General features: G+C 39.9%; 21 protein-coding genes. 18 read left to right on the top strand and 3 right to left on the bottom strand.

Features of this window, described 5'->3' with window-relative positions:
- The first annotated feature begins 220 nt into the window (after positions 1-220).
- From CDZ88_RS13695 to CDZ88_RS13655, 9 genes are all read left to right on the top strand, one after another.
- Positions 221-1,390, top strand: a complete 1,170-nt coding sequence (locus tag CDZ88_RS13695) for an NlpC/P60 family protein (protein WP_232718645.1) — start codon at positions 221-223, stop codon at positions 1,388-1,390.
- 233 nt (positions 1,391-1,623) lie between these two features.
- Positions 1,624-2,697, top strand: a complete 1,074-nt coding sequence (locus CDZ88_RS13690) for a glycosyltransferase family 4 protein (protein WP_100374081.1) — start codon at positions 1,624-1,626, stop codon at positions 2,695-2,697.
- 166 nt (positions 2,698-2,863) lie between these two features.
- Entirely contained in the window at positions 2,864-3,976 is a 1,113-nt protein-coding gene (locus tag CDZ88_RS13685; RefSeq protein ID WP_100374080.1) for a DegT/DnrJ/EryC1/StrS family aminotransferase, read from the top strand.
- A 57-nt stretch (positions 3,977-4,033) separates the two neighbouring features.
- The gene (locus CDZ88_RS13680) at positions 4,034-4,786 is read left to right on the top strand and encodes a hypothetical protein (RefSeq protein WP_100374079.1); all 753 of its coding nucleotides are present in this window, start codon (positions 4,034-4,036) and stop codon (positions 4,784-4,786) included.
- Positions 4,779-5,813: a Gfo/Idh/MocA family protein gene (locus CDZ88_RS13675; RefSeq protein ID WP_100374078.1), complete on the top strand. Its 1,035-nt coding sequence runs from the start codon at positions 4,779-4,781 to the stop codon at positions 5,811-5,813. Before CDZ88_RS13680 ends, CDZ88_RS13675 begins: the two co-directional genes overlap by 8 nt.
- Complete coding sequence (locus CDZ88_RS13670) at positions 5,813-7,126, top strand: nucleotide sugar dehydrogenase (RefSeq protein ID WP_100374077.1); 1,314 nt, start codon at positions 5,813-5,815, stop codon at positions 7,124-7,126. Before CDZ88_RS13675 ends, CDZ88_RS13670 begins: the two co-directional genes overlap by 1 nt.
- Before the next feature lie 13 nt (positions 7,127-7,139).
- Positions 7,140-7,880, top strand: coding sequence for an N-acetyltransferase (locus tag CDZ88_RS13665; protein WP_100374076.1), 741 nt, complete (start codon positions 7,140-7,142; stop codon positions 7,878-7,880).
- 60 nt (positions 7,881-7,940) lie between these two features.
- Positions 7,941-9,002, top strand: coding sequence for a non-hydrolyzing UDP-N-acetylglucosamine 2-epimerase (gene wecB / locus CDZ88_RS13660; protein WP_100374075.1), 1,062 nt, complete (start codon positions 7,941-7,943; stop codon positions 9,000-9,002).
- 37 nt (positions 9,003-9,039) lie between these two features.
- Positions 9,040-10,407 (top strand): O-antigen polymerase, encoded by a 1,368-nt coding sequence (locus CDZ88_RS13655; RefSeq protein WP_100374074.1) that lies wholly within the window; start codon positions 9,040-9,042, stop codon positions 10,405-10,407.
- 60 nt (positions 10,408-10,467) lie between these two features.
- Here the strand turns inward: CDZ88_RS13655 and CDZ88_RS13650 are convergent, their stop codons facing one another.
- The 3 genes from CDZ88_RS13650 to CDZ88_RS13640 all read right to left on the bottom strand — a co-directional run bounded on the left by CDZ88_RS13650 (position 10,468) and on the right by CDZ88_RS13640 (position 13,828).
- Positions 10,468-11,991, bottom strand: a complete 1,524-nt coding sequence (locus CDZ88_RS13650; RefSeq protein WP_157796556.1) for a SpoIID/LytB domain-containing protein — start codon at positions 11,989-11,991, stop codon at positions 10,468-10,470.
- Positions 11,992-12,669: an SH3 domain-containing protein gene (locus CDZ88_RS13645; protein ID WP_100374073.1), complete on the bottom strand. Its 678-nt coding sequence runs from the start codon at positions 12,667-12,669 to the stop codon at positions 11,992-11,994.
- 163 nt (positions 12,670-12,832) lie between these two features.
- Complete coding sequence (locus CDZ88_RS13640; RefSeq protein WP_100374072.1) at positions 12,833-13,828, bottom strand: LCP family protein; 996 nt, start codon at positions 13,826-13,828, stop codon at positions 12,833-12,835.
- Between the two features lie 365 nt (positions 13,829-14,193).
- Here CDZ88_RS13640 and CDZ88_RS13635 point away from each other — a divergent pair, with 365 nt between their 5' ends.
- From CDZ88_RS13635 to CDZ88_RS13595, 9 genes are all read left to right on the top strand, one after another.
- Positions 14,194-15,186, top strand: a complete 993-nt coding sequence (locus CDZ88_RS13635) for an ABC transporter ATP-binding protein (protein WP_100374071.1) — start codon at positions 14,194-14,196, stop codon at positions 15,184-15,186.
- Positions 15,179-16,147: an ABC transporter ATP-binding protein gene (locus CDZ88_RS13630; RefSeq protein ID WP_100374701.1), complete on the top strand. Its 969-nt coding sequence runs from the start codon at positions 15,179-15,181 to the stop codon at positions 16,145-16,147. Before CDZ88_RS13635 ends, CDZ88_RS13630 begins: the two co-directional genes overlap by 8 nt.
- 90 nt (positions 16,148-16,237) lie before the next feature.
- Positions 16,238-17,893 carry an ABC transporter substrate-binding protein gene (locus CDZ88_RS13625; protein ID WP_442857126.1) on the top strand — a complete coding sequence of 552 codons (1,656 nt, stop codon included), beginning with the start codon at positions 16,238-16,240 and terminating at the stop codon, positions 17,891-17,893.
- A 140-nt stretch (positions 17,894-18,033) separates the two neighbouring features.
- Positions 18,034-19,035: an ABC transporter permease gene (locus CDZ88_RS13620; protein WP_100374070.1), complete on the top strand. Its 1,002-nt coding sequence runs from the start codon at positions 18,034-18,036 to the stop codon at positions 19,033-19,035.
- A gap of 12 nt (positions 19,036-19,047) precedes the next feature.
- On the top strand, positions 19,048-19,962 hold the full coding sequence (nikC, locus tag CDZ88_RS13615; RefSeq protein ID WP_232718644.1) for a nickel transporter permease: 915 nt from the start codon (positions 19,048-19,050) through the stop codon (positions 19,960-19,962).
- A 571-nt stretch (positions 19,963-20,533) separates the two neighbouring features.
- Positions 20,534-21,541, top strand: a complete 1,008-nt coding sequence (locus CDZ88_RS13610; RefSeq protein WP_100374069.1) for an ABC transporter ATP-binding protein — start codon at positions 20,534-20,536, stop codon at positions 21,539-21,541.
- Positions 21,522-22,538, top strand: coding sequence for an ABC transporter ATP-binding protein (locus tag CDZ88_RS13605; RefSeq protein ID WP_100374068.1), 1,017 nt, complete (start codon positions 21,522-21,524; stop codon positions 22,536-22,538). The genes CDZ88_RS13610 and CDZ88_RS13605 overlap by 20 nt, the downstream gene beginning before the upstream one ends.
- Positions 22,539-22,684: 146 nt before the next feature.
- Positions 22,685-24,364: a peptide-binding protein gene (locus CDZ88_RS13600; protein ID WP_100374067.1), complete on the top strand. Its 1,680-nt coding sequence runs from the start codon at positions 22,685-22,687 to the stop codon at positions 24,362-24,364.
- An 84-nt stretch (positions 24,365-24,448) separates the two neighbouring features.
- Positions 24,449-25,396 carry an ABC transporter permease gene (locus CDZ88_RS13595; RefSeq protein ID WP_100374066.1) on the top strand — a complete coding sequence of 316 codons (948 nt, stop codon included), beginning with the start codon at positions 24,449-24,451 and terminating at the stop codon, positions 25,394-25,396.
- Positions 25,397-25,402 lie beyond the last annotated feature (6 nt).

The following is a 25,402-nucleotide window of genomic DNA, read 5'->3' as shown; positions in this document are numbered from 1 at the left end:
TAGAGAGGCGACAAAAGCCACCTCTCTATCTTCTTTTTATGCTGAAATATGTTATTTTACGACAAAAACATGTCTAATGTTACAGGAGTGTAACAAAATCAGTCGTTTTTTAATCTCCCTTTAATGTTTATAGGTCATTTATTCTAGTATACTCAGTAATGTACTAAAAAATACTAGTTTAGTTACTTTACATAGAGGGTATATGAGGGGGATTTACAAAATGAAGAAGTGGAAGACGTGGATCTTAGCATTTGGAATTGCGACAGCAGGATTAGTTACGACAGAAATTTTAGTTAATCCGACTGCTCAAGCTAATACACTACAAGATCAAATTATCAGAGATGCTCATAGTCATATAGGGACTCCTTACGTATTTGGTGGACGTTCAACAAGAGGATTTGATTGCTCTGGATTTCTCAGTTACGTATTCGAACAAAACGGAGTGAGTATTCCAAGAACAACTGCTCAAATTTATGCAGCAGGAGAACCAGTTAGCCGTAATAATTTACAAAAAGGTGATCTTGTTTTCTTTACTACATATCAGCCAGGAGCTTCACATGCAGGAATTTACTTAGGGAATAATCAATTCATTCATGCTTCATCATCAAGAGGTATTACAGTAAGCTCATTGAATGAATCATATTGGAGCCAACGATATATTGGGAATCGTTCATTATTAGATCAAACTACTCGTAACTCTGTTAAAGTTGATGGTCTTGTGGCTGAAGCTAGCATCACCGCTCGTAGTTTACGTCCTTATTACGTGGTTAGCTCAACAAATCAACTTCAAATTACACCTCAATTTGAGAGAGAATATAATGCAGCAAAGTATGCTGTTGAGACAGCTCAAGGTGCAGGACCAACAGGATCACTAATTTCACAAGTGAACGATGCAAGCAACTTTGTTGTGAGAGCAGCGAGCTTCTTTGACGGAGTGCGCATGGGAGAACGAGCACTCAGTTCACAAGATGCGCTTGCTAAGCATATTCAATCTGGTCGAATTACTGATGAGATGGTAGCTGTATATAATGAAAACTCGCGTAATATCCTCCGTGGTGAACGTGCGATTGGCCAAGTTACAGGGTCAGACCAACGTAGACTATTTGGTGAAAAATTCATCGTTCCTGCTAAAATTACACGTGAAACAGTAATCTGGGAAATGACTCGTTACAAAGTATTGAAAGACATGAAAATCCAAGTAGAAAATAATGAATTAAGTAAAGTCGAGGCTAATTTTGCTTTACTCAGTCGATTAGAAAACCGTTCTTCTCAAATTAAGGCTTCTGGTAATGCATTATATCCAGGTGCGTATAATGACCTACCAGAGATCGAAGCTCAGCTAGAAGAGATGAAACGTGAAATTAGATCTTTGTACGAAGCGAAGAAGTAATCAATAGATAAAGTAGAGCCTGTATTAAGGGCTCTATTTTTTATGAATTTTTTCCCTAGTCATTGTCTTAATATCTAAAGTGAATAAGGCACACATTAATATAGAAGAAACTAAACGAATTTCTTTGTAGAATAATGTATGAAAGAATGGGATTATGGAAATAATGATTGATTTTACTCTATTTTATGGTACGATTAAGCGGATGAAAATATATTTTTTGAGGGGTTATAAGAATGGACATGCAAATAATATACGCATTTATTGCATCTCTCATAACCGTAATTATTATTACGCCTTTTGTCATGAAGTTTGCCGTAAAAATTGGGGCGATTGACAAGCCAAATTATCGTAAGGTACATCAAAAAGTCATGCCTCGTCTCGGCGGCTTAGCGATCTTTATCGGTGTAGTAGTAGGTTACTTTGTAGGTGGATTACACAACTACCAAATTACTGGGATCACAGTTGGTGGATTAATTATAGTTCTTATCGGAATTTTAGATGATAAATTAGAGTTATCAGCAAAGGTTAAGTTACTTGGTCAAATTGCTGCGGCTGGAGTAGTAGTAGTGAGCGGTCTCCAGATTGAATTCATTACACTTCCTTATTTCGGTCAAGTTGAATTTGGACTTATGGCTATTCCTATTACAATATTTTGGATTGTAGCTATTACTAATGCTATTAATTTAATTGATGGTCTTGATGGACTAGCTGCTGGTGTATCAGCTATCGTCATTACAACGATTGCTGTATTGGCTGGCATTGCTGGAAAAGAAATGATTTTACTGATTGCTTTAATCTTTTTAGGGAGTACACTAGGGTTTCTTTGGTTTAATTTCCATCCAGCGAAAATATTTATGGGTGACACTGGTGCGTTGTTTTTAGGGTATGGAATTGCGATCTTGTCTTTATTGGGCTTGTATAAGAGTGTGACATTGTTTAGTTTCGTTGTTCCAATCTTAATTCTTGGTGTGCCTATATTTGATACAACATATGCTATTATTCGTCGATTAGTTAATAAAAAACCTATTTCATCACCAGATAAATCACATCTGCATCACCGACTTTTAGCGATAGGTTTCTCGCATAAAAATACGGTCTTAATGATTTATGCACTAGGTATTGTTTTTAGTTTTAGTGCCATATTGTTTTCACGCACGACATTATGGGGAACAGTCCTATTGTTGATTGGCTTACTATTAATGGTTGAACTTATTGCTGAGATGGTTGGTCTAATTAATGAACGATACAAGCCTTTACTATCGATTTATCGAAGAGTGGCTGGAAGAGTGGGTTCTAAAAGTAGTTAACCGTTGGCAGTTCTTTTTCTGCGAACGGTTTTTTTTAGAGTAGGTAATCACTTTGTCATAAATATTTAATTTCGATTAGAGAAAGCTATGATAAAATAATCAATGTGATTAATTGAACTTACCTAGAAATGCGTAAGTATGATTTAAAAACGGAGGAGAATTATTAATGAGAGTACCGATGTTAGATCTAAGTGAACAATATCAAGTATTACGAGAAGATATTATAAAAACGATGGATGAAGTGATGTCATCATCACGTTTTATTTTAGGAGACAATGTTAAACAACTTGAGGCTGATGTGGCATCTTACAGCAATGTCAATCACGGTATTGGGGTTGCAAGTGGTAGTGATGCATTATTACTTTCACTACAAGCTGTTGGGGTCGGTAAGGGTGATGAGGTTATCACGTCTTCTTTCACATTCTTTGCAACTGTTGGAGCTATCGCACGTCTAGGTGCAGTGCCTGTCTTTGTTGATATAGACCCGATTTCTTATAACATCGACGCACACAAGATTGAAGCTGTAGTGACGGAAAAAACAAAGGCAATCATTCCAGTTCACCTCTATGGACAAGCAGCGGAAATGGATAAAATTCGTGAAGTCGCTGATCAACACAATGTTGCAATTGTAGAAGATGCAGCTCAAGCAATTGGTGCTACATATGATGGAAAGAAAGTAGGGGAGTTGGGCGATACTGCTTGCTTTAGCTTCTTTCCAACAAAAAACCTAGGTGCTTATGGCGACGGTGGCATGGTGATTACGAATTCTGAAGATGTAGCCGAGAAGATTCGTGTATTGCGTGTTCATGGAAGTAAGCCTAAGTATTATCATCATGTGTTAGGTTATAATAGCCGACTCGATGAGCTACAAGCAGCAGTTTTAAATGTTAAGTTTAAGCACTTAGATAGTTGGTCTTCTTTGCGTCGTGAGAAAGCAGCAAATTACACACAATTGATTAAAGAGCAGCTCGGGGATGTTATTACAACACCGGTCGAATTAGACAAGCGTTACCATGTATTTCACCAGTACACAATTCGGACTGATAGAAGAGAAGAATTACAAGCATTCTTGAAAGAAAATGGAATTGATTCGATGGTTTATTATCCTAAACCATTACATCTTCAACCTGTTTTTGAAGAATACGGATATAAAAAGGGTGACTTACCCGAGACTGAGAAAGCAGCCGAAGAGGTACTGTCTTTACCAATGTTCCCAGAATTAAAGTTAGAACAGCAGAAGTATGTAGTAGAAAAAATGAAAGATTTCTTTACTAAATAAAAGAAGGGGAAGCTCTTCTCTTTCTTTTATTTATAATTAAAGATCTGTGGTGATAAAATGGATAATCAGAAAAAACAGTTTGTACTATACGAATATCTTCAATTCTTTTATAACAAAAAAATATATTTTCTTATTCTTCCTCTGTTAGGGTTAGCTATTGGAGCAGCATTAACGGTGCTCGAGGACAGAATGTATGAGGGAGAAGGTATGGTCTTTCTTGGGGATATTGACAACAGTCAGTTTACCGACCCAACGCTCATTAATGTAAATGATGCGTACACAGAGTTAGTACCAGATGGAACAAATAAGATTGTTAGTGTTCCTCGGGCTAGTGTAATTTCATTTAAATTAATAGGTGAAGACCCCGCTGTGATTAAAGATGGACTCGAAAATTTGACTACGAAATTTGAGCAAGATTTATTAGCTATTTATAACGAACGCTATCAAATTACAGAGAGATCTATTGAAAATACTGAAAATCTCATTGAATCAACACGAGATTCCATTGCTCTCTATGAGGAGAAAATGGCAGATGAGAGCATTTCAATTGATTTGCAAGAAGTCTACTTAGAATTACTTTACATGACACGCGATGATATTAATAACTATATACTTCGTGTTGGGCGCATGCAGACAGACTTACTGTTTTTTGAGCAGCCAGAAAAACTAACGATTACAGTTAAACAAGAGCCTAGTTACCTTATACCAAATATGATTGTTGGGCTAGCCTTAGGATTATTTATGACGCTTATTGCACTAGTCTTATGGAAATACATTTTTGATGCAAGAAGGAGTGTATATCGTGATTAATTTTGCCATAGTAGGAATGGGCCATATTTCTAAAAAACATATCGAAGCAATCAATCAAGCAGATAATGCTAAACTTGTTGCAATATGTGACACAAATGAAGAACGTCTAATTGATTTCAATGGAGATTACACTAAATTTACTGATCTTGAAAAGATGCTTACAGAAGAAGAGAACTTAGATGTTGTTAACATTTGTGTTCCATCTGGATTGCATCTAAGGTTGACTAAGGTTGTCGCTGCACACGGTAAGCACGTTATCGTTGAGAAGCCTATGGCATTAACGGTAGAAGATGCTAAAGAGATGATTCGAGTAACGGAGGAGAACGGAGTTAAGTTATCAGTTGTTCATCCGAATCGTTTTAGACCCGCAATTCAAGCAATGGAAAAGAAAATGCTTGAGGGTTCTTTCGGTACATTAAGTCATGCAAATTCTACTGTGCGTTGGAATCGAAATCAGGCCTATTATGACCAAGCAGAGTGGAGAGGGACTAAGAAATTTGATGGTGGTGTATTGATGAACCAAGCCATTCATAACCTTGATCTAATGCTTTGGTTAATGGGGCCTGTTAAGTCTGTTCAAGCAATGGCAACAACCCGCTTACGTAAGATTGAAGCTGAAGACTTAGCAACGGGTGTTGTTGAATTTGAGAATGGGGCTTTAGGAACCATTGAAGCAGCCACTACAATTTATCCTAAGAACCTTGAAGAATCATTGTCGATTTTCGGGGAAACAGGAAGTGCAGTAGTATCAGGAATGACAGCTAATTTCATTAAGACATGGGATTTTGAGGATGTAACTAATGAAGAAGCTTTAGAGCTTAAACATGCTATTGAAGATAATCCGTTTGGCAAGCCAGGGCATCAATGGATTATTGAAGATATGGTCTCAGCTATAGAAGAAAATCGAACACCCATTGTTTCAGGTGAGGACGGTCTTGCCCCAGTTCAATTAATTGAGGTAATGTTAAGGTCCGCAGAAGAAGGTAAAAAATTAGAAATAGCAGCTCTGGAAGGGGTTAATAAATAATGACAATTCATGAAGCATTATTAAATAAAATTGATAATAAAGAAGCGGTTATAGGGGTAGTCGGATTAGGATACGTAGGTCTTCCGCTTGCTGTTGAGAAAGCTAAATCAGGCTATAAGGTCATTGGATTTGATGTTCAAGACTCGCGCGTTCAACAAGTTAATGACGGAGTTAACTATATTGGAGACGTCGTCGATGAAGAATTGTCTGAAATTGTTAAATCTGGACAACTTGAAGCAACAACAGATTATGCGCGTATTACCGAAGTTGATGCTGTTGCTATTTGTGTGCCTACACCTTTAGACATTTATCAGCAGCCGGATACGTCATATGTCGAGAGCTCTGCCAATGAAATTGCTAAGTATGCACATGAAGGGATGTTAGTAGTATTAGAGTCGACAACATACCCTGGAACAACAGAAGAGATTGTTCGCCCTGCTCTAGAGAATCAAGGCTTTAAATGTGGAGAAACCATCTTTATCGCATACTCACCAGAGCGTGTCGATCCGGGTAACAAAGATTATAATACGAAGAACACGCCAAAAGTTGTTGGTGGAATTACAGAAGCTTGTACAAAAGTTGCTGCGGCCCTTTATCGCCATGTATTAGAGGGAGATATTCATGAAGTATCATCTCCAGCAGTAGCGGAGATGGAGAAGATTTTTGAAAATACATTCCGTCATATTAATATTGCTTTAGCAAATGAAATGGCTATTCTTTGTGAACGTATGGGCATAGATGTGTGGGAAGTCATTGATGCAGCGAAGACAAAACCTTACGGATTTATGGCGTTTTATCCAGGTCCTGGACTTGGTGGTCACTGTATTCCAATTGACCCGTTCTACCTTACTTGGAAAGCTCGAGAATTCAACTATCATACAAAACTAATCGAGCTTGCTGGGGAGATCAATAACTCTATGCCAGAATTTGTTGTTGACCGCTCTATGAAGATTCTGAATGAGGATGGAAAAGCACTAAATGGTTCAACGGTTGTTGTTTTGGGTGTCGCTTATAAAAAAGATATTGATGATGTGCGTGAATCGCCGGTGCTTAAAATTTTATCATTGATGAATAAAGCAGGAGCTAATACGAAGGTAGTGGATCCATTTGTGCCAAGCTTTAAGTTAGATGGCCAAATTGTTGAAACCATTCAACTTGAAAAAGAGTTATTACAGTCAGCTGATCTTGTGTTAATTACAACAGATCATACGACAGTCGATTATCATCTTGTTGCTGAGCAAAGTCCAGTTATATTTGACACGCGAAATGTGTTGAAGGATGTAGAGAAACCGAATAAATACATCAAGTTATAATGGGGGGATTTTAATGAATGCTATCGATTCTTCAGTTCAACTAGACGAATCTGTTAAAATAGGTTCTTTTACAGTGATTGAAAAAGATGTAGAGCTAGGTAAAAATGTGATTGTAGGAAATCGAGTAACAATTCATGAGGGTACGAAGATCGGATCAGGAACAACCATTGCAGATGGAGCGGTATTGGGTAAGCCACCCAAGCCAGCTAAAACAAGTACAGTAAAACTAGATGGTTCGCTTCCACCACTTGTGATTGGAGAGAATGTTACATTTGGAGCTAACTGTGTCGTGTATCGAGGATCTATTATAGGAAATGACTGCTTAATTGCAGATCTTGCAAGCGTGAGAGAGAAAGTCCAACTTGATGATATGGTCGTGGTCGGTCAAAATGTCGTAGTTGAAAACTCTGTTACAATTGGTTCTCGGTCAAAAATTCAATCAAATAGCTACATTACAGCTTACTCTACATTAGAAGAACGAGTGTTTATTGCACCCTGCGTAACGACAACTAATGATAATTTTATGGGTCGTACTGAAGAGCGTTTTGACCAAATTAAAGGTGCTACAATTAAAAAAGGTGCAAGAATTGGCGGGGCATCGATCATTTTACCTGGTGTAACTGTAGCAGAAGAAACCTTCGTAGCAGCAGGTGCTTTACTTACGAAAGACACTGCACCTAAGAAAGTTATGAAAGGTTTTCCAGCGAAAGAACTTCGAGATGTACCAGAACGTGAATTACTTGAACACAATTAAAATAACACACAATGTAAACTAGATATATTAATTAAATTCTTAGCAATAAAGGGGCGTACTATGAAGATTGTTACAATCTTAGGAGCAAGACCGCAATTTATAAAAGCTGCACCAGTCTCACGCGAAATTCGTAAAAGCCATCACGAGATCATTATTCATACGGGACAACATTATGATGCGAATATGTCGGATATTTTCTTTGATGAGTTACACATTCCAAAACCTGACTATCATCTAGGGGTAGGCTCTGGTCATCACGGAAAGCAAACAGGTGAGATGCTCATTCAGATCGAAGAAATCCTTATAGACGAAAAGCCAGATTATGTCCTCGTTTATGGGGATACAAATTCGACACTTGCTGGTTCACTTGCCGCTGCAAAGATGCATATTCCAGTTATACACATTGAAGCTGGGTTACGTAGCTTCAATAAAAAAATGCCGGAAGAAGTTAATCGTATTATGACAGACCATGTATCAACCTATCTCTTCTGTCCAACAGAGACCGCTGTTAATAATCTTCATGATGAAAACATTCATCAAGGTGTGGAAAATGTAGGCGATGTTATGTATGATGCAGTTATGTATAACCAAAAATTAAATCAAGATAGTCATCTGTTGAGCGATATAGGGGTAGATGAGGGTGATTATTATCTTATTACTGTTCATCGCGCAGAGAATACTGATAATGAAGAAAGAATGAAGAACATCCTTGCTGCTTTTTCTGATATAGATGGTACAAAAGTATGGCCAATTCATCCAAGAACAAAACATAAGTTAGTTGATATGGGAATTGACCTTACAGAAATCGCTGACTTGAAAATTATTGATCCAGTAGGATACCTAGATATGTTAACGCTAGAGAAGCACGCTAAGAAGATTTTAACTGATTCAGGCGGTGTTCAGAAAGAAGCTTACTTCATGAAAGTTCCTTGCATTACTCTTAGAGATGAGACGGAGTGGGTAGAGACACTTGAAGGTAAAGCCAATATTTTAGTTGGAGCGAATCCCCAGCAGATAATGGCAGCAATAGAAGCTGAAGTTTCTCCTAAGTACCTTAATGCTTTTGGTGATGGAGAAGCATCAAAAAAAATTGTCTCTTATATTGAGATGAACAAAAAATAAATATGAAGATAGAAATTAAGCGAAGGGGGAGATGGTAATGCTATATATCATCATCTGGTTTTTTACTTTACTTTTATCGATCTTCCTCTTTCGCAAGGCCTCCGGAAGTTTATCATTACTAAAGCCTAATATGCTATCGATTGTTTTTTATTATTCCTTATTTATTACGTGCTTTATTGGGGCATTACTAATTGTCTTAAATGTTGATCAGCATTATATGATTGCAAGGATACGTGATGATGGAGTAAGGGAAATTGGTTATTGGCTTATTATTTTAATTATGATTCTTCTGCCAGCTACAATGGTTGCTGTTGCTTCTATACTAGGATTTGATGCAAAGAAAGAATTGAATGGATACTTAAAAAAACCAGTCATATTCGAAGAGAGTAAAAGTCAACACGTATTGTTTATCGTATTTTCTGCCGTTTCTTTAATTGGTGTAAGTGCAGTGCTGTATACCTTTCTAATGTTAAACCAGATCCCTTTGATCGGTTTACTAACAGGGGCTACTAGTACAGAGTTAGCGCAAATGAGAATTGATTCGAGCCGTAACTTTGGAGGGAATGTGTTAATTCGTAACATTCTTGCGATTAACCTCGTCCCATTGTTATCCATCATTGCTTATGTATACGGTACATTTACTAAAGACCCTAAGTGGAGAATTTGGTTTGTTGTATTATTTTTTTCCTCAATTTTAATTAATGTCTATAATTTAGCAAAAGCACCAATCTTCTTCTATTTCCTAATGCTTCTTCTAACAGCTTTATATATTGGACACATACGCTTGAGTGCAAGACGTATTTTTGCAATGCTATCAGTAGGAGTTATTGGGATTATCATCATGTATGTATTCATTCAGGATGTAAGAGACCTTAACCAATTCCTCTCTTATAACTCTGGACCTATAGGTCGCTTAATATTAGCTCAAATTGCTCCATTTTTCCTTCACCTTGATTTGTTCGGTCAATTTGTTCCATACCTTAACGGTGCAAGCTTGCCCTCAAGTATGTTGTCATTATACGATGTGGAGCATGTCCGCTCAGCGAGATTAACGTTGGAATACTATTTTCCTAACCGAGTGGAGGATGGGACAGGTGGCGTATTAAATACAATCTATGCAGCGGAAGCTTATGCGAATTTTAGATATGCAGGTGTGATATTAGGTACGATATATATAGGTTTGCTGTTGCAACTCATGTATATGATCTTTTTAAGGTTGCCAAAGCACCCAATCTATATTGCATTGTTTATCTTTTTTACGATTAACATCCCAAGAACATTAGTAGGAGGTTTTACAGACTTTCTCTATAATCCTTTATGGATTGCAGTCACTGTTCTGACAATTGGTATTCTCATTGTGAAACGAGTGTATCAAGAAGGGAAAGATAGAATTAGACTTAGATAATATAAAAATCCTCAATCATCTGAATAAGATGATTGAGGATTTCTTTAGTTATTGTGATCATTAATACTGGCTAATGGTTGTGCCGGTATAGTAATGTCTTAGAATTTGTTCAGCGGAACGACCTTGTTCAGCAAAACCTTTTGCCCCATATTGACTCATTCCAATACGATGTCCCCAACCTTTACCAGTAAGAACAATAGAACGTGGGTCAGAGTCAGTTAGCTGAGCAGTTCCTGTTGCTGACTGAATATGAACTTGGTCTGACGTTATTGTAGAGATTCCAGTAGCCGTTTGAACTTGTTGACCTTTCACACTAAACTGCTTTTGTTGGTTGTTAGCGTTCTGAACCGTATAGGATTGGTTAGAAGCTAAGTCAAACCAATTTGACCGAAGGAATCCATAAGCCGACGCACTTGGAAAGATTCTTCGAATTTGATTTTCATTTCCTGTGATCGTCTTATTTCCAGCTGTTGTGTGAAGCGTAACCGCTCGAACTTCACCATTTTGTCCCGATTTATTAACTTGAATATCTAGTAAAATCGCAGAAGGTCCAAACCCAAACTGATCTAATAATGTTCTAGAATTATAAGATTCAGTCCACGATCCATGAGGTGAGTTCTCGTAAGGGTCATTTACCGATGCAAAATACGGAAATGTTGATTGACTAGAGTTCCATACATCACCAATGTTAGCTGTACGTCCACCACTTGTAGAGAAGAAAAAGGCTTGGACTGGTTTACCATTGTAAGACACAATTCTCTTTTTTGTTTCATCAACTGCTTGGTTAGAGCGCGGATGTTCCGATGTGTACCCTCCGTAAACTTGGCTAGCAGGTGTAGTTGTTAGGTTCATTGTATTTAGAGCATAACTACGTGCAGCTATTGCTTGAGCCTTCAAAGCTTCGAGGTGCCAACTAGGAGGCATTTCACCAGGGACAACACCTTTTAAGTATTCTTCAATATCAAGACGATTCACCGTACGAATAGACGCTCCATTTGTTGTGAATTCTAAGGTGCCACGGTATTGTCTATTTTTGTAAGTGGCTAATGCTAGAGTAGGTATGTTCCTTGGTTGGAATGTAGTTGTTGCAGGTACCCAACCACGTTGTCCCGTGCTTGTTTCAATGTTGAACCATAGCTGTCCGTGATTATTGGTAAACTGTCCTAGATATTTAGCAGCTTCTCCTCGATACAGTTCAGTGACAGCATCATAAGAAGAGAGTGCTCCTCGTCTCATAGTTGTTGCGCTACTAAATGTATTGATTTGGTTGTTGCCTTTCATCTCTTGAATTGTAAATCCATTTGGAGATTGATAGGTTCTACCCAATGTTTGCAAAGTAATATTTGATCCATTACGTGAGATCGTAATGGAAGTGCCAGGTTGTAATAATACTTTCTCGTTAGTCGATCGATTATGCAATTCATAAAGACCATTTAAAACAACAGGGAATGAATTTCCGTTTGTATCTAATGTAACTGTTACTGGCTTTTGATAAGGTGCGGAAGTAAAAGCACGAGCCTCACTTTGAAATACAAAAAGGCATAGTCCGAAAATGAGTAGAAATTGTAATCCTTTAATTTTCATTTATCTTACCTCAGCGTGAGTAGCGATGATCCACCCTCTAGTTCCAGTGGATGTCTCAACATTGTACCAAAGTTCTCCAGCGTTATTTGTAAAATCACCGAGATACTTTAGTGTTGTCGATCTAGGGACCGTTTGTACAGAAGCATAGCCAGTAGTAGCTCCTCTACGTATGTTAACAGTAGTTGTTGTGATAGCTTGAGTTGGAGCGTTAACTTGAGTAGAAGAGACGTCACCGCTGAAGATCCAACCCTTTACTGTTGATGAAACATTAACACGGTACCATAAACCATTTGTTGATTCATGCGAGTCAATGATTTGTAACGATGTTCCCATTGTTGGGCGCGAAACAACTCTATAATTTGCAGTGGCACCAGAGTGCACGGTAACATTGGATTTACTAACATAAACCTGATTAGGTAAAGTAGCTTCTGGTGGCTGGTAATCTCCTGTTTCAAGCGCTTTTTTCAATGAATTAATTTCTTGTTGCTGACGTTGTACAGTTGACTCAAGTTGATTTACTTTTGAATTAACTGAACCCAATTGAGATTGAACCCATTCGACACTTGCTAAGACAACATTACTTGATGCATCTGACTTTATCGGAAGAGACATTGCGCCAACTACTAAAATAGCTGAAGCTCCTACGGATATCGCTACTTTTCTACTAAACTTCTTCATTATATTTCCTCCTAAGAATGTAAGATCATAAAAATTATAACAAACAATAAGATTGTGGAAAACAGAATTATGTAGAATTCTATGATAATTTGTAATAGATGATCATTTTTACCTACAAAAAAAGCCGAATCGAAAGTTTAGATTCGATTTGGCTAGGGTTATATTAATCTGATGTTTCTTCAGTTGATGGTTCTAATTCAAGAATGGTCTTTAGTTTACTTTGGGTTTTAAGTAATGACTCTTCACTTGGAATGAAATAATAGACACCGTTTCTTCTTTCATCGGTACCTTCTAGTTGTAATGTTTCTAAAGACCGATCAGTTAAATACTTGTAGAGCCCAGTAGAAGACATCACTTCACGTAGTCGAATATTTGTTTTTGTATTGTCACCAACAACATCCACTAAATTATCAAGTCGATTTATTGAACTAATTGAAAGAGTTTTGTCTATGATTGACTGTATAACAATTTGCTGTCGCTCATTACGGCCAAAGTCGCCTCTTGGATCTTGTTTTCTCATCCTAACAAAGGCAAGAGATTCTCGACCATCTAAGGTCATCTCACCTTCCTCGAAAGAAATCTTATTTAAATCCATATCAGTTTGAGTAAATGAAAATGGTACATCAACGGTGATGCCACCTAGTTCATCGATTACTTCTTCAAACCCATCAAAATTCGTAGAAACAAAATAGTCAATTGGAATATCAAACATTTCCTGTACGGCCCCAACTGTAGCATCTTCATATCCGTAGCTATAAGCATGATTAATTTTATCCTCACGGTTAATGTAAGGGATATGAGTTTTACTATCACGAGGAATGCTTAGCATCGCTGCTTTTTCTTCACCAGGATTAATTACTAGAAGTATAAGAGCATCGGTTCTACCTCTTCCACCTTCATAATCTTCGACTCCCATTAATAAAATAGATGTCGGATCTTTGCTAAGTGTCACTTCGGAATCACGTAGGTCAGAAACTGTGTTTCGATCTAGTTCTTGATAACTGTTACTAGCTGCATTGTTAACTTTTAATGCGAAGTAACCAATTGCACCAGCTGAAACGATGATTAGAAGAATACTAGTGATAAAAAAGGCGCGCATCATTTTTTGTATAGTAGATTTTTTTTTCTTTTGTTTTCTATTTAAACGAAATTCAGTCATTAATCATTTCCCTTTCAGGTATGAAGTATATGCGTATGGCCACATCCAACCTATCATATCGAAAATCCTCTAGAAGGTAAAGAATTTTCTAATAGAAATAACTAGTAGAATGTGAATAATTGTGACGGGTTTCGACATCGTTCACAACTTCCTAGCTGCTAAACTACTATAATTGTCGGAATTTTGTGTACGATTGTTTGGTTTGATAGACAAAATACGATGGATTCCGCGCTAAATTTTCTATACCTTAAGAATACGGTCATAAACATAGGACTTATTTCATATACATAAACTTTGAGTGGCCCAAACGTACGTCCTATATAAAAATGCAAGATTGAGAGAAACGATACAAGGAGGCTGTCTACATGTCTGATGTCATACTCGAATTAAAACATGTCCGTACTCACTTCTTTACTGACGGGGGAGAAGTTCCTGCTGTGGATGATGTGAGTCTGAAGCTTCATAAGGGAGAAGTCGTCGGCATTGTGGGGGAGTCTGGGTGCGGGAAAAGTGTGACGTCGCTATCTGTGATGAACCTAATCCCAAACCCGCCTGGAAAAATTGTTGGAGGCGAGATTTTATTTAAAGATGAGAATTTAGCTAAGGTGAGCACTCGTCGCATGAAGAAGATTCGTGGAAATGAGATTGCGATGATCTTCCAGGAGCCGATGACGTCATTGAATCCGCTGTTTACAATCGGCAATCAATTAATAGAAGCGATTCGTAATCATCAGAAACTATCCAAAAAAGCTGCACGTGCCAAGGCGGTCGATATGTTGAAACTCGTGGGAATACCGCGTGCTGATGAGATCGTTGATGAATATCCGCATCAACTTTCAGGGGGAATGCGGCAGCGCGTGATGATTGCGATGGCAATGAGCTGTGATCCTGAGGTACTAATAGCCGATGAGCCAACGACGGCACTTGATGTAACGATCCAAGCGCAGATTCTAGATTTGATGCGCAAGCTGAACAAGGAGCAAGGGACGGCAATTATGATGATTACGCATGATCTCGGTGTCGTGGCAGAAATATGTGATCGGGTGATTGTGATGTATGCAGGAAAAGTGGTCGAAGAGGGCGATGTTCGAACGATTTTGAAGGAACCGAAGCATCCCTATACAAAAGGGTTAATTAAGTCGCTTCCGAAAATCCACGAAAAAGAACAACGGCTGTACTCGATCCCAGGAAGTGTTCCGAAGCCAGGGACCATTCTACAAGGGTGTCGATTCATGGCGCGATGTGAGTCTGCATTCGCCCGATGTCAGGTGGAAGATCCAGACTTAATTGAGGAATCGAGTGGCCATCAAGTCAGGTGCTTCCTTTATGAATCAGAAGGGAGTGAGAATGTTGGCTAAACCGCTATTAGAGGTGAAGGGGTTAAAGAAATATTTTGATGTGACAGGGGGCTTTCTCAGCAGGAAAGTTGGTGAGGTGAAAGCAGTTGATGATGTGAGCTTTACGGTGTACGAGGGGGAGATTCTCGGTATTGTCGGAGAATCAGGTTGCGGGAAGTCGACGACGGGTAAGTCGATCTTACGTTTGATTGAGCCGACAGAGGGCGAAGTGAAGTTTGAAGGGCGAGATGTGACCAAATTAAGTAATGAAGAAATGCGCAAGCTTCGTCGAGACATGCAGATCATTTTTCAGGACCCGTATGCGTCTCTCAATCCCCGTCACACGATTGAACGAATCATTAGTGAGCCGCTTCTCGTTCACGGGATTGGAACTAAGGCGGAACGGCGTGAAAAAGTAGAGAACTTGTTAGAAGTGGTCGGACTTAGCTCATACCATGCCAATCGCTACCCCCATCAGTTTAGTGGAGGGCAAAGGCAACGGATTGGGATAGCAAGGGCGCTTGCTGTCAATCCGAAGCTAGTCATTTGCGATGAGCCCGTGTCGGCCCTTGATGTGTCCGTGCAGTCGCAAATTTTGAATTTGATGGAAGATTTAAAGGATGAGTTTAAACTCACCTATGTATTTATTGCTCATGACCTTAGTGTCGTTAAGCATATAAGTGATCGTGTCGGGGTGATGTATCTTGGTCGGATGGTCGAGCTTGCGGGGAAAGATTCGCTTTATGAATCTCCGCTACACCCTTATACGAAAGCTCTCTTATCAGCTGTACCGGTGCCTGACCCAGATATGGTGTCGGAGCGAATTATTTTAGAAGGCGATGTACCGAGTCCTTCGAATCCGCCAAGTGGCTGCACGTTCCACACACGATGTTCAGAGTGTATGGATATTTGTCGCAGTGAAAGGCCTATTTTGCAAGAAGTTGGAGAAGGTCATTTTGTGGCGTGTCACCTTTATCCGTGATGTGTGCTGCATGAATGATAGAGAAAAACAAAGTAGAAGACAGGGGGAAATAACGTGTTGAAAAAAAAGGGATCGTTTTGGGTAGTGCTGATGCTAGCATTTGTTTTATTTCTAGCAGCATGTAGCAGTAACGAATCATCTACACCAGAATCAAGTGAAGGTGAAACAGAAGTAGATGAGACAGAAACAACGGAACCAGCAGAACCAGCAGAACCAGCAGAACCGGCTGGCGACCAAACACTTGTCTTTGCTCGAGGTGGGGACTCTGTTAGCTTAGACTACGCGAGTGTAACAGACGGAGAATCGTCTCGTGTCACTAAGCAGGTTTATGAAACATTGATTGAATTTGATCGTGATTCATTTGACCTTGGACCAGGTCTTGCTCATGACTGGGAAGTTGATGAATCAGGTCTACGATTTGTATTCCATTTAGAAGAAGGAGTCACGTTCCATGACGGAACAGACTTTAACGCCGATGCGGTCAAACTAAATTTTGAACGTTGGGCAGATCCAGAGCATGAATATGCGTTTACGGATGATGGCTATAATTACAGCGTCTATGGTACGCAATTTGGTGGATTTAAAGGCGACGATGGCCATGTGATTGAAGAGATCAATGTACTTGGCGACTATGAAATTGAGTTTGTGTTAAATCAACCGTTAGGATCATTCTTGCAAAATATGGGGATGAGCTATTTTGCGATCACGTCTCCACAAGCATTTGAAGATCATGGTAGTGCAATTAATGAAAATCCAGTCGGCACAGGTCCATTCAAATTTGTTAGTTGGTCTCGTGATGACTCTATTGTGCTTGAGAAAAACGAAAACTATTGGAAAGAAGGACTACCGAAGCTTGATCGAGTCATTTTCCAAGTAATTCCTGATAACTCGGCTCGTTTAACAGCCTTGCGTTCAGGTCAAATTGACATTATGGATGGACTGAATCCTGATGATGTGACACAAATTGAAGGCGAAGGTGACTTACAAGTATTTGAACGAGCAACGAATAACATCGGATACTTAGGGTTCCACGTTGATAAAGAGCCGTTTAATAACCCTGTCGTTCGTCGTGCTTTTAATCATGCAATTGATAAAGAAGGATTAATTTCGATTCTTTACGGTGGCTTAGCTCAAACGGCTAAAAATGCTGTTCCTCCAGGCTACCTTGGGTACAACGATAACATTGATGAGTATGCATTTGACCAAGAGCTTGCTAAAGAATTATTAGAAGAAGCAGGTATTGCAGAAGGCTTCACGTTTGATCTATGGACGATGCCAGTAGCGCGTCCGTACATGCCAGATCCACAACGTGCAGCGGAAGCGATTCAAGCGAACTTAGCGGAAGTTGGTATCACAGCCAATATCGTAACGAAAGAATGGGCGACGTACCTAGAAGAGACGGAGCAAGGTATGCATGATGTGTTCATGCTCGGTTGGTCTGGTGTCAACGGTGACCCAGATTACTTCTTATCGAACTTGCTGCACGGTGATGCAATTCCGGGTGGTAACCGTTCATTCTACAGCAATGACGCAGTGAATGATCTCCTTGTCAAAGCGAAGACGGCCGTTGATTTCGACGAGCGTGCAGCGCTGTATGAAGAAGCACAAGAGATTATCCATGAAGACGCACCAATGGTTCCACTCGTGCATTCAATCCCAACACTTGCAGGAAACTCAAATGTAAAAGGATACATTGCACATCCATCAACAAGCGAAACATTGGATGAAGTGTATTTGGGAGAGTAAGTTTAAAAGTTGAAAAGTGGAAAGTGGAAATGGTGGAAGGATAAAAGCTAGTAGCTAAAAACTAACCAAAAAACTTATGGGGGAGTAGGGGATTCTCTACTCTCCTTTTTTAAAAACGTAGATCGTAGTGAGGTGACATCATGCTAGCATACACAATCAGGCGGTTACTGTTGTTGGTCCCTGTTTTAATTGGGATGACGATTGTGACATTTTCTATTATTCATTTAATACCGGGTAACCCTGCACAGACGATTTTAGGAGAACAAGCCTCGCCGCAAGCTATTGCAGAGCTCGAGGAGAGACTTGGACTGAATGAGCCGTATTGGGTGCAGTATGGGTTGTACATGAAAGACTTGGCAACTGGGGACTTAGGAACATCGCTGCGGACGAATAAACCGATCATCGAAGAAGTTTGGCCATATTTAGCAGCGACAATAGAATTGACGATTTTTGCAATGATTTTTGCCATTATTATCGGTGTGAATGCTGGAATTGTTAGTGCGTGGAAACAAAATTCGTGGTTTGACTATGTCAGTATGCTAATTGCTCTCGTCGGGGTATCGATGCCGATCTTTTGGCTAGCGCTGATGGAACAATGGATTTTTGCGCAAGAGTTAGGGTGGTTGCCAGCTTTCGGACGGGACAATCCCCGTGACCCAATTATCTCAACAACCAATCTCTACGTACTCGACACGCTTATGAGTGGCCAGCTTGATAAGACGTGGGAATCGATCAAACATTTAATTCTTCCAGGAATCGCTCTAGGGACGATACCGATGGCAATTATTGCAAGGATGACTCGTTCGAGTATGTTAGAAGTGTTACGTTCTGATTATATTCGAACCGTCAATGCAAAAGGATCTGGACAAGGTGTCGTCATTTACAAGCATGCCTTAAAAAATGCAGCGATCCCTGTGTTAACGATTGTAGGCTTGCAAACGGGTAATCTATTAGGCGGTGCGATCTTAACAGAGACGATCTTTAGTTGGCCGGGTATTGGGCGTTATATTTTTGAAGCGATTAATTATCGTGATTATCCCGTGATTCAGTCAGGCATTCTCATTGTAGCGACAATCTTTGTCCTGATTAATTTATTTGTTGATTTGCTTTATTCTCATATCGATCCACGGATTAAATACTAAGGAGGGTACGTGATGAAACCAGAATGGAACAACCAACCGCCGTTACCACCAACGAATCCGCCCCCTCCTCGTGATGAATTTGTGGCTGTGTCACCTTGGAAGGAAGCTTTTCGCTCATTAAGAAAAAACAAACTTGCTGTCGTAGGTTTGTTTATCATTAGTTTTTTTATTTTAATTGCCATTTTCGCTCCATTGTTAACAGGTTATTCGTATTCGCAAACAGATCCGCCAAACCGCCTACAGCCGCCATCAGCGGAGCATTGGTTTGGGACGGATGATTTTGGTCGAGATGTGTTTTCGCGGATTGTGTACGGGGCAAGGCTTTCTTTGCAAGTAGGGTTCTTTGCCGTCACAGGGGCATTATTGTTTGGAACGACGCTTGGGTTAATTGCAGGCTACTATGGTCGTTGGATCGACATGTTGATCTCGCGTGTGTTTGACATTATGTTAGCGTTCCCGAGTATACTTTTAGCGATAGCAATTGTGGCCATATTAGGGCCTTCTTTACAAAATGCGTTAATTGCGATCGCGATTGTGAATATCCCGATCTTCGGCCGATTAGTCAGGTCGAAAGTAATCAGCTTACGGGAAGAAGAGTTTGTTATGGCGGCTAAAGCGCAGGGGATGAAAAATGGACGGATCATCTTGCACCATATTCTCCCTAATAGTCTCGCTCCGATTATCGTGCAAGCGACGCTCGGATTTGGAACAGCAATTTTAGAAGCAGCAGCACTCGGTTTTCTTGGTCTCGGGGCACAAGCACCAATGCCTGAGTGGGGGAAGATGCTGTCTGATTCGAGACAATTTATCCAATCTGCACCTTGGACCGTCCTATTCCCAGGCTTTTCGATCATGCTCGTTGTTCTTGGATTCAATATGATCGGCGATGGATTACGAGATGCTCTGGATCCGAAAATGAAAAACTAATCCCGATATCGAGTCTCTTTAAGCAATCTTGCTTATGGAGGCTTTTTTAGTGAAGTGACGCGACGCACTGATAAGGTAAACCATTATATAGAAGAAAGTCGATCAACCGATAGAAGTTATACTAGGAAAACAAATGATTCATTTTGTTAAAAAATGGTCTTCGTCGTATAATTGTAGATTCGTAAAGATAAGGAATGAAATTTACACAATTCGAAACGGAAGGGCGATAAATAGCATAGGTACAATGATTTATTAAGTTTGTGTTACATGAATTGTTAGATTTTTTTACAAAGAAAAACTATTTTAAAAAGATTGAATATTGCATTCTTTGAAACAATGAAATATAATGACGTTAGTCCAATTTACTAAATTTGCAGAAAACTATGAGAAAACATATATTTCCCTTAAAAACGCTGCTATTAGGAAAGTATCGTCATTCTGAAGCGGTTAGTAGAAATTCATTCATTTAAAAGTCTGAATTTTCAAATGCTAACAAGGGAGTACCTGTCATTCTCTTTCTCGATACTCTTAATTGGAATGAAGTCTTCTATGAATAAGAGGTGTAGATGTCATGGTTGAAAACAAACCATTATTAGAGGTTCGCAATCTTAAAACCTATTTCTTTAAAAAAGGAAAAGAGCTTCCTGTTGTAGATGATGTGTCATTTGAAGTCAGACAAGGCGAGACATTAGCCATTGTGGGGGAATCTGGTTCAGGTAAAAGTATGACAACGCTTTCACTAATGCAGCTAGTCCCATCTCCTGGTGGAAAAACCGTAGGCGGAGAAATTCTGTTTAACGGTGAGGACCTTCTCAAACAAGATCAAGACAAAATGTACAAAGTTCGTGGAAATGATATCGGTATGATTTTCCAAGAACCGATGACCTCTCTGAATCCCGTATTCACGATTGGGGATCAGATAACGGAAACACTCATCTACCACAAGAAGCTCTCGAAGAAACAAGCCTATGATCGCGCGAAAGAAATGCTGGAGCTCGTTGGATTCTCTCGTGTTGATGAGATCTTAAGAGATTATCCGCATCGTCTATCTGGCGGGATGAGGCAACGTGTCATGATTGCGATGGCGATGAGCTGTGATCCGAAGTTATTAATTGCCGATGAGCCAACAACAGCATTAGATGTAACTGTTCAAGCGCAGATCTTAGATTTAATGCGTGGACTGAGTGAAAAGTTCAATTCTTCGATCATTTTAATTACCCATGATTTAGGTGTAGTCGCAGAGCTTGCTGATCGCGTTGTCGTGATGTATGCCGGTCAAATTGTAGAAGAAGCGAATGTGATCCCGCTCTTTGATAAGCCGCTTCATCCGTATACGATTGGATTAATGGAATCTGTACCACATGTAGATGATGATAAAGAAAGACTAACATCGATTGCAGGAAACGTACCAACACCAGACAACTTCCCGACAGGTTGTCGCTTTGTCACAAGATGTCCACAAGCGATGGCAAGATGTGCAAGCGAACAACCGAATTTATTAGAGGTTGAACCAGGACGTAAAGTACGATGTTTCTTGTTTGAGGAAGGAGCAAGCAACCATGAGCACACAACTAACTGATCGTCTTGATCAAGAGACAACAAAAGATAATGATATTTTACTAGAAGTCAACGGATTGAAGAAACACTTCCCAATAAAGAAAGGAATGTTTCAACGGACAGTTGGTCATGTGAAAGCTGTGGATGATATTAGCTTCTTCGTCAAACGTGGTGAAACCTTTGGTCTTGTTGGTGAGTCTGGTTGCGGAAAGTCGACTATTGGACGAACGTTGATGCGTTTATACGAGCCAACAGAAGGACAGATCATCTTTGACGGTAAAGATATCTCTAACGTGAATGAAAGAGAGCTCCATCCATTCCGAAAAGATCTTCAAATGGTGTTCCAAGATCCTTTCTCTTCACTGAACCCGAGAAAAACGGTTCAAACGATCTTAAAAGAACCATTAAGTGTTCACGGAATGTATAAAGGCAAAGCAAGACAAGAGTTCATCGAGGATCTAATGGAAAAAGTAGGACTCAATCCTGAATATGCGAATCGTTACCCACATGAGTTTTCAGGTGGTCAACGTCAAAGAATTGGGATTGCTCGTGCGCTAACATTAAACCCGAAACTGATCATTGGTGATGAGCCTGTATCTGCACTTGATGTGTCCGTTCAGTCACAAGTATTGAATCTGTTTAAAGACCTCCAAGATGAATTTGGATTGACTTACTTATTTATTGCCCATGATCTTGGGGTAGTTAAACATATTTCTGATCGAATCGGCGTGATGTACCTTGGGAAGATGATGGAAGTAGCGAACAAGAAAGACCTTTACTCTGAGCCGCTTCATCCGTACACGCAAGCGCTATTATCAGCCGTTCCTCGCGCGCATCCAACAGAGGTGAAGCGTGAACGCATCATCTTAACTGGTGAGATTCCAAGTCCGTCCAATCCACCAACTGGCTGTGTGTTCCATACGCGCTGTCCGGTGGCAATGGATGAATGTAAGGAAAGAATGCCAGTGTACAAAGAAGTGAAAAAAGATCATTTTGTTGCATGTCACTTATACAAATAAGTAGGGGGGAACGTTTCTCCTCTACATCTCATTTTCAGAATTTTCATTATTAAGGGAGGTGTTGCCTACATACTAAGGCTGATAGGAAGGCAATAGGATGTTTGCAAGACAAAATACTAAAAGAAAAGCTTGAGGGGGAAATATTGATGACAAAGAAAAGTTTGTTAGTGCTACTAGGTATGGTCATGGCGCTTATGCTTGTATTAGCAGCATGTGGCGGTACAGATGAGCCTGCATCAACGGAAGATGATCCAGCAGATACAACAGAAACAGATGGTGAGACAGATGAGGGTGATGGTGAAGAAGCGGCTGCTCCTGGTGAGCCACAACAAGGTGGAAGTATCGTATTAAGTACTTCTGGTGAGCCTACAACATTCAACCCACTTTATTCACAAGATTCTGCGAGTGCAGATGTAATTGATTTAATTCATGCAACTCTTTTATCAACAGATGAAGAATTAAACCTAATTCCATCGTTAGCAACAGACTTACCTGAAATTTCTGAAGACGGTTTAGAGTATACATACACTCTAAACGAAGGCGTTCTTTTCCATGATGGTGAAGAGCTAACTGCTGAAGATGTAAAGTTTACACATGACATCTTTATCAATCCTGATTACACAGGTCCTCGTGCTGGTGACTTTGATACGCTTGAAAGTGTTGAAGTAGTAGATGATTATACTGTTAAATTCATCCTTTCTGAAGTAGATGCAAGTTTTGACACGCGTTCTGGTTACGGAATTCTTCCTAAGCATATCTTAGAAGATGTTGCAGTAGCAGATCTTGAAGAGCATATGGATTACAACCGTAACAACCCAATTGGTGCAGGGCCATTTGTATTCCAAGACTACGTTGATGGTCAATACCTAGAAGTAACAGCTCATGAAGATTACTTCGAAGGTCGTCCATACCTTGATAAAATAACATTCCGTGTTGCTTCAGATTCAAATGCTGAACTTTTAATGTTTGAAACAGGTGATACTGATTACATGATCTTACCACCTACAGAGTACGCAACTGCTGAAACATATGACCACGGTCGTATTTCTTCAACTCTAGCACTACGTTATGACTACATTGGTTGGAACAATGATCGTCCATTATTCCAAGATCCTAAAGTACGTCAAGCTTTAACTATGGCGATTGATCGTCAACTAATCGTTGATGAAATCATGGAAGGTCGTGGAGAAGTTGCTCACGTACCTGCATCTCCACTTAGCTGGGCTTACCCAGAGTCTGCTCCTGAATTCAACTATGATCCAGAAGCTGCTAAAGAACTTTTAGCTGAAGCTGGTTGGGAGCCTGGTGCTGATGGCATCCTAGAAAAAGATGGAGAACGTTTCTCTTTTGAAATGCTTTCTAATGATGGTAACGTTGTTCGTCGTGACATTGGTGTCATTGTTCAACAAATGCTTGGTGAAATCGGTATCGAAGTAGAAGCTCGTCAAATGGAGTGGGGTGCGTTCTTAGAGCAAATCAACCCTCCTAACTACGACTTCGACGCAGTTGTACTTGCTTGGGGTCTTGCAACAGATCCAGATCCAACAGCAATCTGGCATTCTCGTGAAATCGAAAATGGCTTAAACAACATTTCTTACCGCAATGATCGTGTAGATGAGCTTGCTGCTTCTAACAAGAAAATCATCGATCAAGATGAGCGTGCTGCTGTCATCGCAGAAATCTATGAAGAACTCGCTAATGACCAGCCTTACACGTTCTTATACTACCCAGAGCAACATGTACTTCTAAGCAACCGTGTGGAAGGCTTCACACATCACCCACGTGTTAACATGTACAAAGTTAACGAGTGGTACGTAACTGAGTAAGCCTTCAAGTAGTCGGGGGAAGGGGATCTTCCCTCCCCTTCCTACTCTACTAAACTACCTTGAGGGATTGTGAGGAATGAAATTATGACTAGTTACATCATTAGACGATTGATCATGATGATCCCAATATTGATTGGTATTTCCATCATCTCATTTGCTATCATGTATGCAGCACCAGGTAAACCTGCTATTTTAAATCTTGATCCAGAAATTTCACCAGAAGTACGTGAGGCTCAGATTGAACGACTAGGGTTAAATGATCCGATTCCTGTGCAATATGTACGTTGGGTAGGAAATGTTGTACAAGGGGACTTTGGTGTATCCTATTCACGTAAGATGCCTGTAACGGAAATGATTTTAGATCGTCTTCCAAATACTTTGCTATTAATGGCGACCTCGCTTTTCTTAGCAGCCATTATAGCGATTCCATTTGGGGTTATTTCAGCTACTAGGCAGTATTCTTTAACGGATTATGGAGTGACCTTTGGCTCGTTCATTGGACTAGCCACCCCGAACTTTTGGCTTGGGATCATGTTGATTATGATCTTCTCAGTTCAGCTAGGCTGGACACCAGTTGGCGGGGTTGCAACGATTGGGGCAGACTTCAGTATTCTTGATCGCTTAAAACATTTAATTTTACCAGCTTTTGTTCTAGCTACAGCTGATATGGCGGGTCTAACTCGTTATACTCGTTCAAGTATGTTAGAGGTTGTCAACCAAGATTATATTCGTACAGCACGTGCGAAAGGTTTTAGAGAGCGTCGTGTCATTTATAAGCATGGTTTACGTAATGGCTTAATTCCAGTTATCACAATGTTTGGTTTAATGTTACCGACAATGATCGGTGGTTCGGCGATTGTTGAATCTGTCTTTGGATGGCCTGGAATTGGAAAACTATTTATCGATGCAACATTCCAACGTGATTACCCCGTAATTATGGCGATCACCATGTTTGGCGCATTACTCACAGTAATTGGAAACTTGATAGCGGATATTCTTTATGCAGTATTAGATCCGCGGATCGAGTATTAAGGAGGG

This window comes from Bacillus sp. FJAT-45037, from assembly GCF_002797325.1.
In the GTDB taxonomy this organism is placed as follows: Bacteria; Bacillota; Bacilli; order Bacillales; family Bacillaceae_D; genus Alkalihalophilus.
Note: the sequence above shows the minus strand (reverse complement) of the source record. Positions and strands in the feature narration are given on the sequence as shown.

What these genes read in the sequence shown, in the direction of transcription:
- CDZ88_RS13595 (WP_100374066.1), top strand. Translation starts at nt 24,449, where the DNA reads ATGACTAGTTACATCATTAGACGATTGATCATGATGATCCCAATATTG.
- CDZ88_RS13605 (WP_100374068.1), top strand. Translation starts at nt 21,522, where the DNA reads ATGAGCACACAACTAACTGATCGTCTTGATCAAGAGACAACAAAAGAT.
- CDZ88_RS13650 (WP_157796556.1), bottom strand. Translation starts at nt 11,991, where the DNA reads ATGAAAATTAAAGGATTACAATTTCTACTCATTTTCGGACTATGCCTT.
- wecB (WP_100374075.1), top strand. Translation starts at nt 7,941, where the DNA reads ATGAAGATTGTTACAATCTTAGGAGCAAGACCGCAATTTATAAAAGCT.
- CDZ88_RS13600 (WP_100374067.1), top strand. Translation starts at nt 22,685, where the DNA reads ATGACAAAGAAAAGTTTGTTAGTGCTACTAGGTATGGTCATGGCGCTT.
- CDZ88_RS13625 (WP_442857126.1), top strand. Translation starts at nt 16,238, where the DNA reads ATGCTAGCATTTGTTTTATTTCTAGCAGCATGTAGCAGTAACGAATCA.
- CDZ88_RS13690 (WP_100374081.1), top strand. Translation starts at nt 1,624, where the DNA reads ATGGACATGCAAATAATATACGCATTTATTGCATCTCTCATAACCGTA.
- CDZ88_RS13610 (WP_100374069.1), top strand. Translation starts at nt 20,534, where the DNA reads ATGGTTGAAAACAAACCATTATTAGAGGTTCGCAATCTTAAAACCTAT.
- CDZ88_RS13685 (WP_100374080.1), top strand. Translation starts at nt 2,864, where the DNA reads ATGAGAGTACCGATGTTAGATCTAAGTGAACAATATCAAGTATTACGA.
- CDZ88_RS13645 (WP_100374073.1), bottom strand. Translation starts at nt 12,669, where the DNA reads ATGAAGAAGTTTAGTAGAAAAGTAGCGATATCCGTAGGAGCTTCAGCT.
- CDZ88_RS13670 (WP_100374077.1), top strand. Translation starts at nt 5,813, where the DNA reads ATGACAATTCATGAAGCATTATTAAATAAAATTGATAATAAAGAAGCG.
- CDZ88_RS13655 (WP_100374074.1), top strand. Translation starts at nt 9,040, where the DNA reads ATGCTATATATCATCATCTGGTTTTTTACTTTACTTTTATCGATCTTC.
- CDZ88_RS13640 (WP_100374072.1), bottom strand. Translation starts at nt 13,828, where the DNA reads ATGACTGAATTTCGTTTAAATAGAAAACAAAAGAAAAAAAAATCTACT.
- CDZ88_RS13695 (WP_232718645.1), top strand. Translation starts at nt 221, where the DNA reads ATGAAGAAGTGGAAGACGTGGATCTTAGCATTTGGAATTGCGACAGCA.
- CDZ88_RS13620 (WP_100374070.1), top strand. Translation starts at nt 18,034, where the DNA reads ATGCTAGCATACACAATCAGGCGGTTACTGTTGTTGGTCCCTGTTTTA.
- CDZ88_RS13665 (WP_100374076.1), top strand. Translation starts at nt 7,140, where the DNA reads ATGAATGCTATCGATTCTTCAGTTCAACTAGACGAATCTGTTAAAATA.
- nikC (WP_232718644.1), top strand. Translation starts at nt 19,048, where the DNA reads ATGAAACCAGAATGGAACAACCAACCGCCGTTACCACCAACGAATCCG.
- CDZ88_RS13635 (WP_100374071.1), top strand. Translation starts at nt 14,194, where the DNA reads ATGTCTGATGTCATACTCGAATTAAAACATGTCCGTACTCACTTCTTT.
- CDZ88_RS13680 (WP_100374079.1), top strand. Translation starts at nt 4,034, where the DNA reads ATGGATAATCAGAAAAAACAGTTTGTACTATACGAATATCTTCAATTC.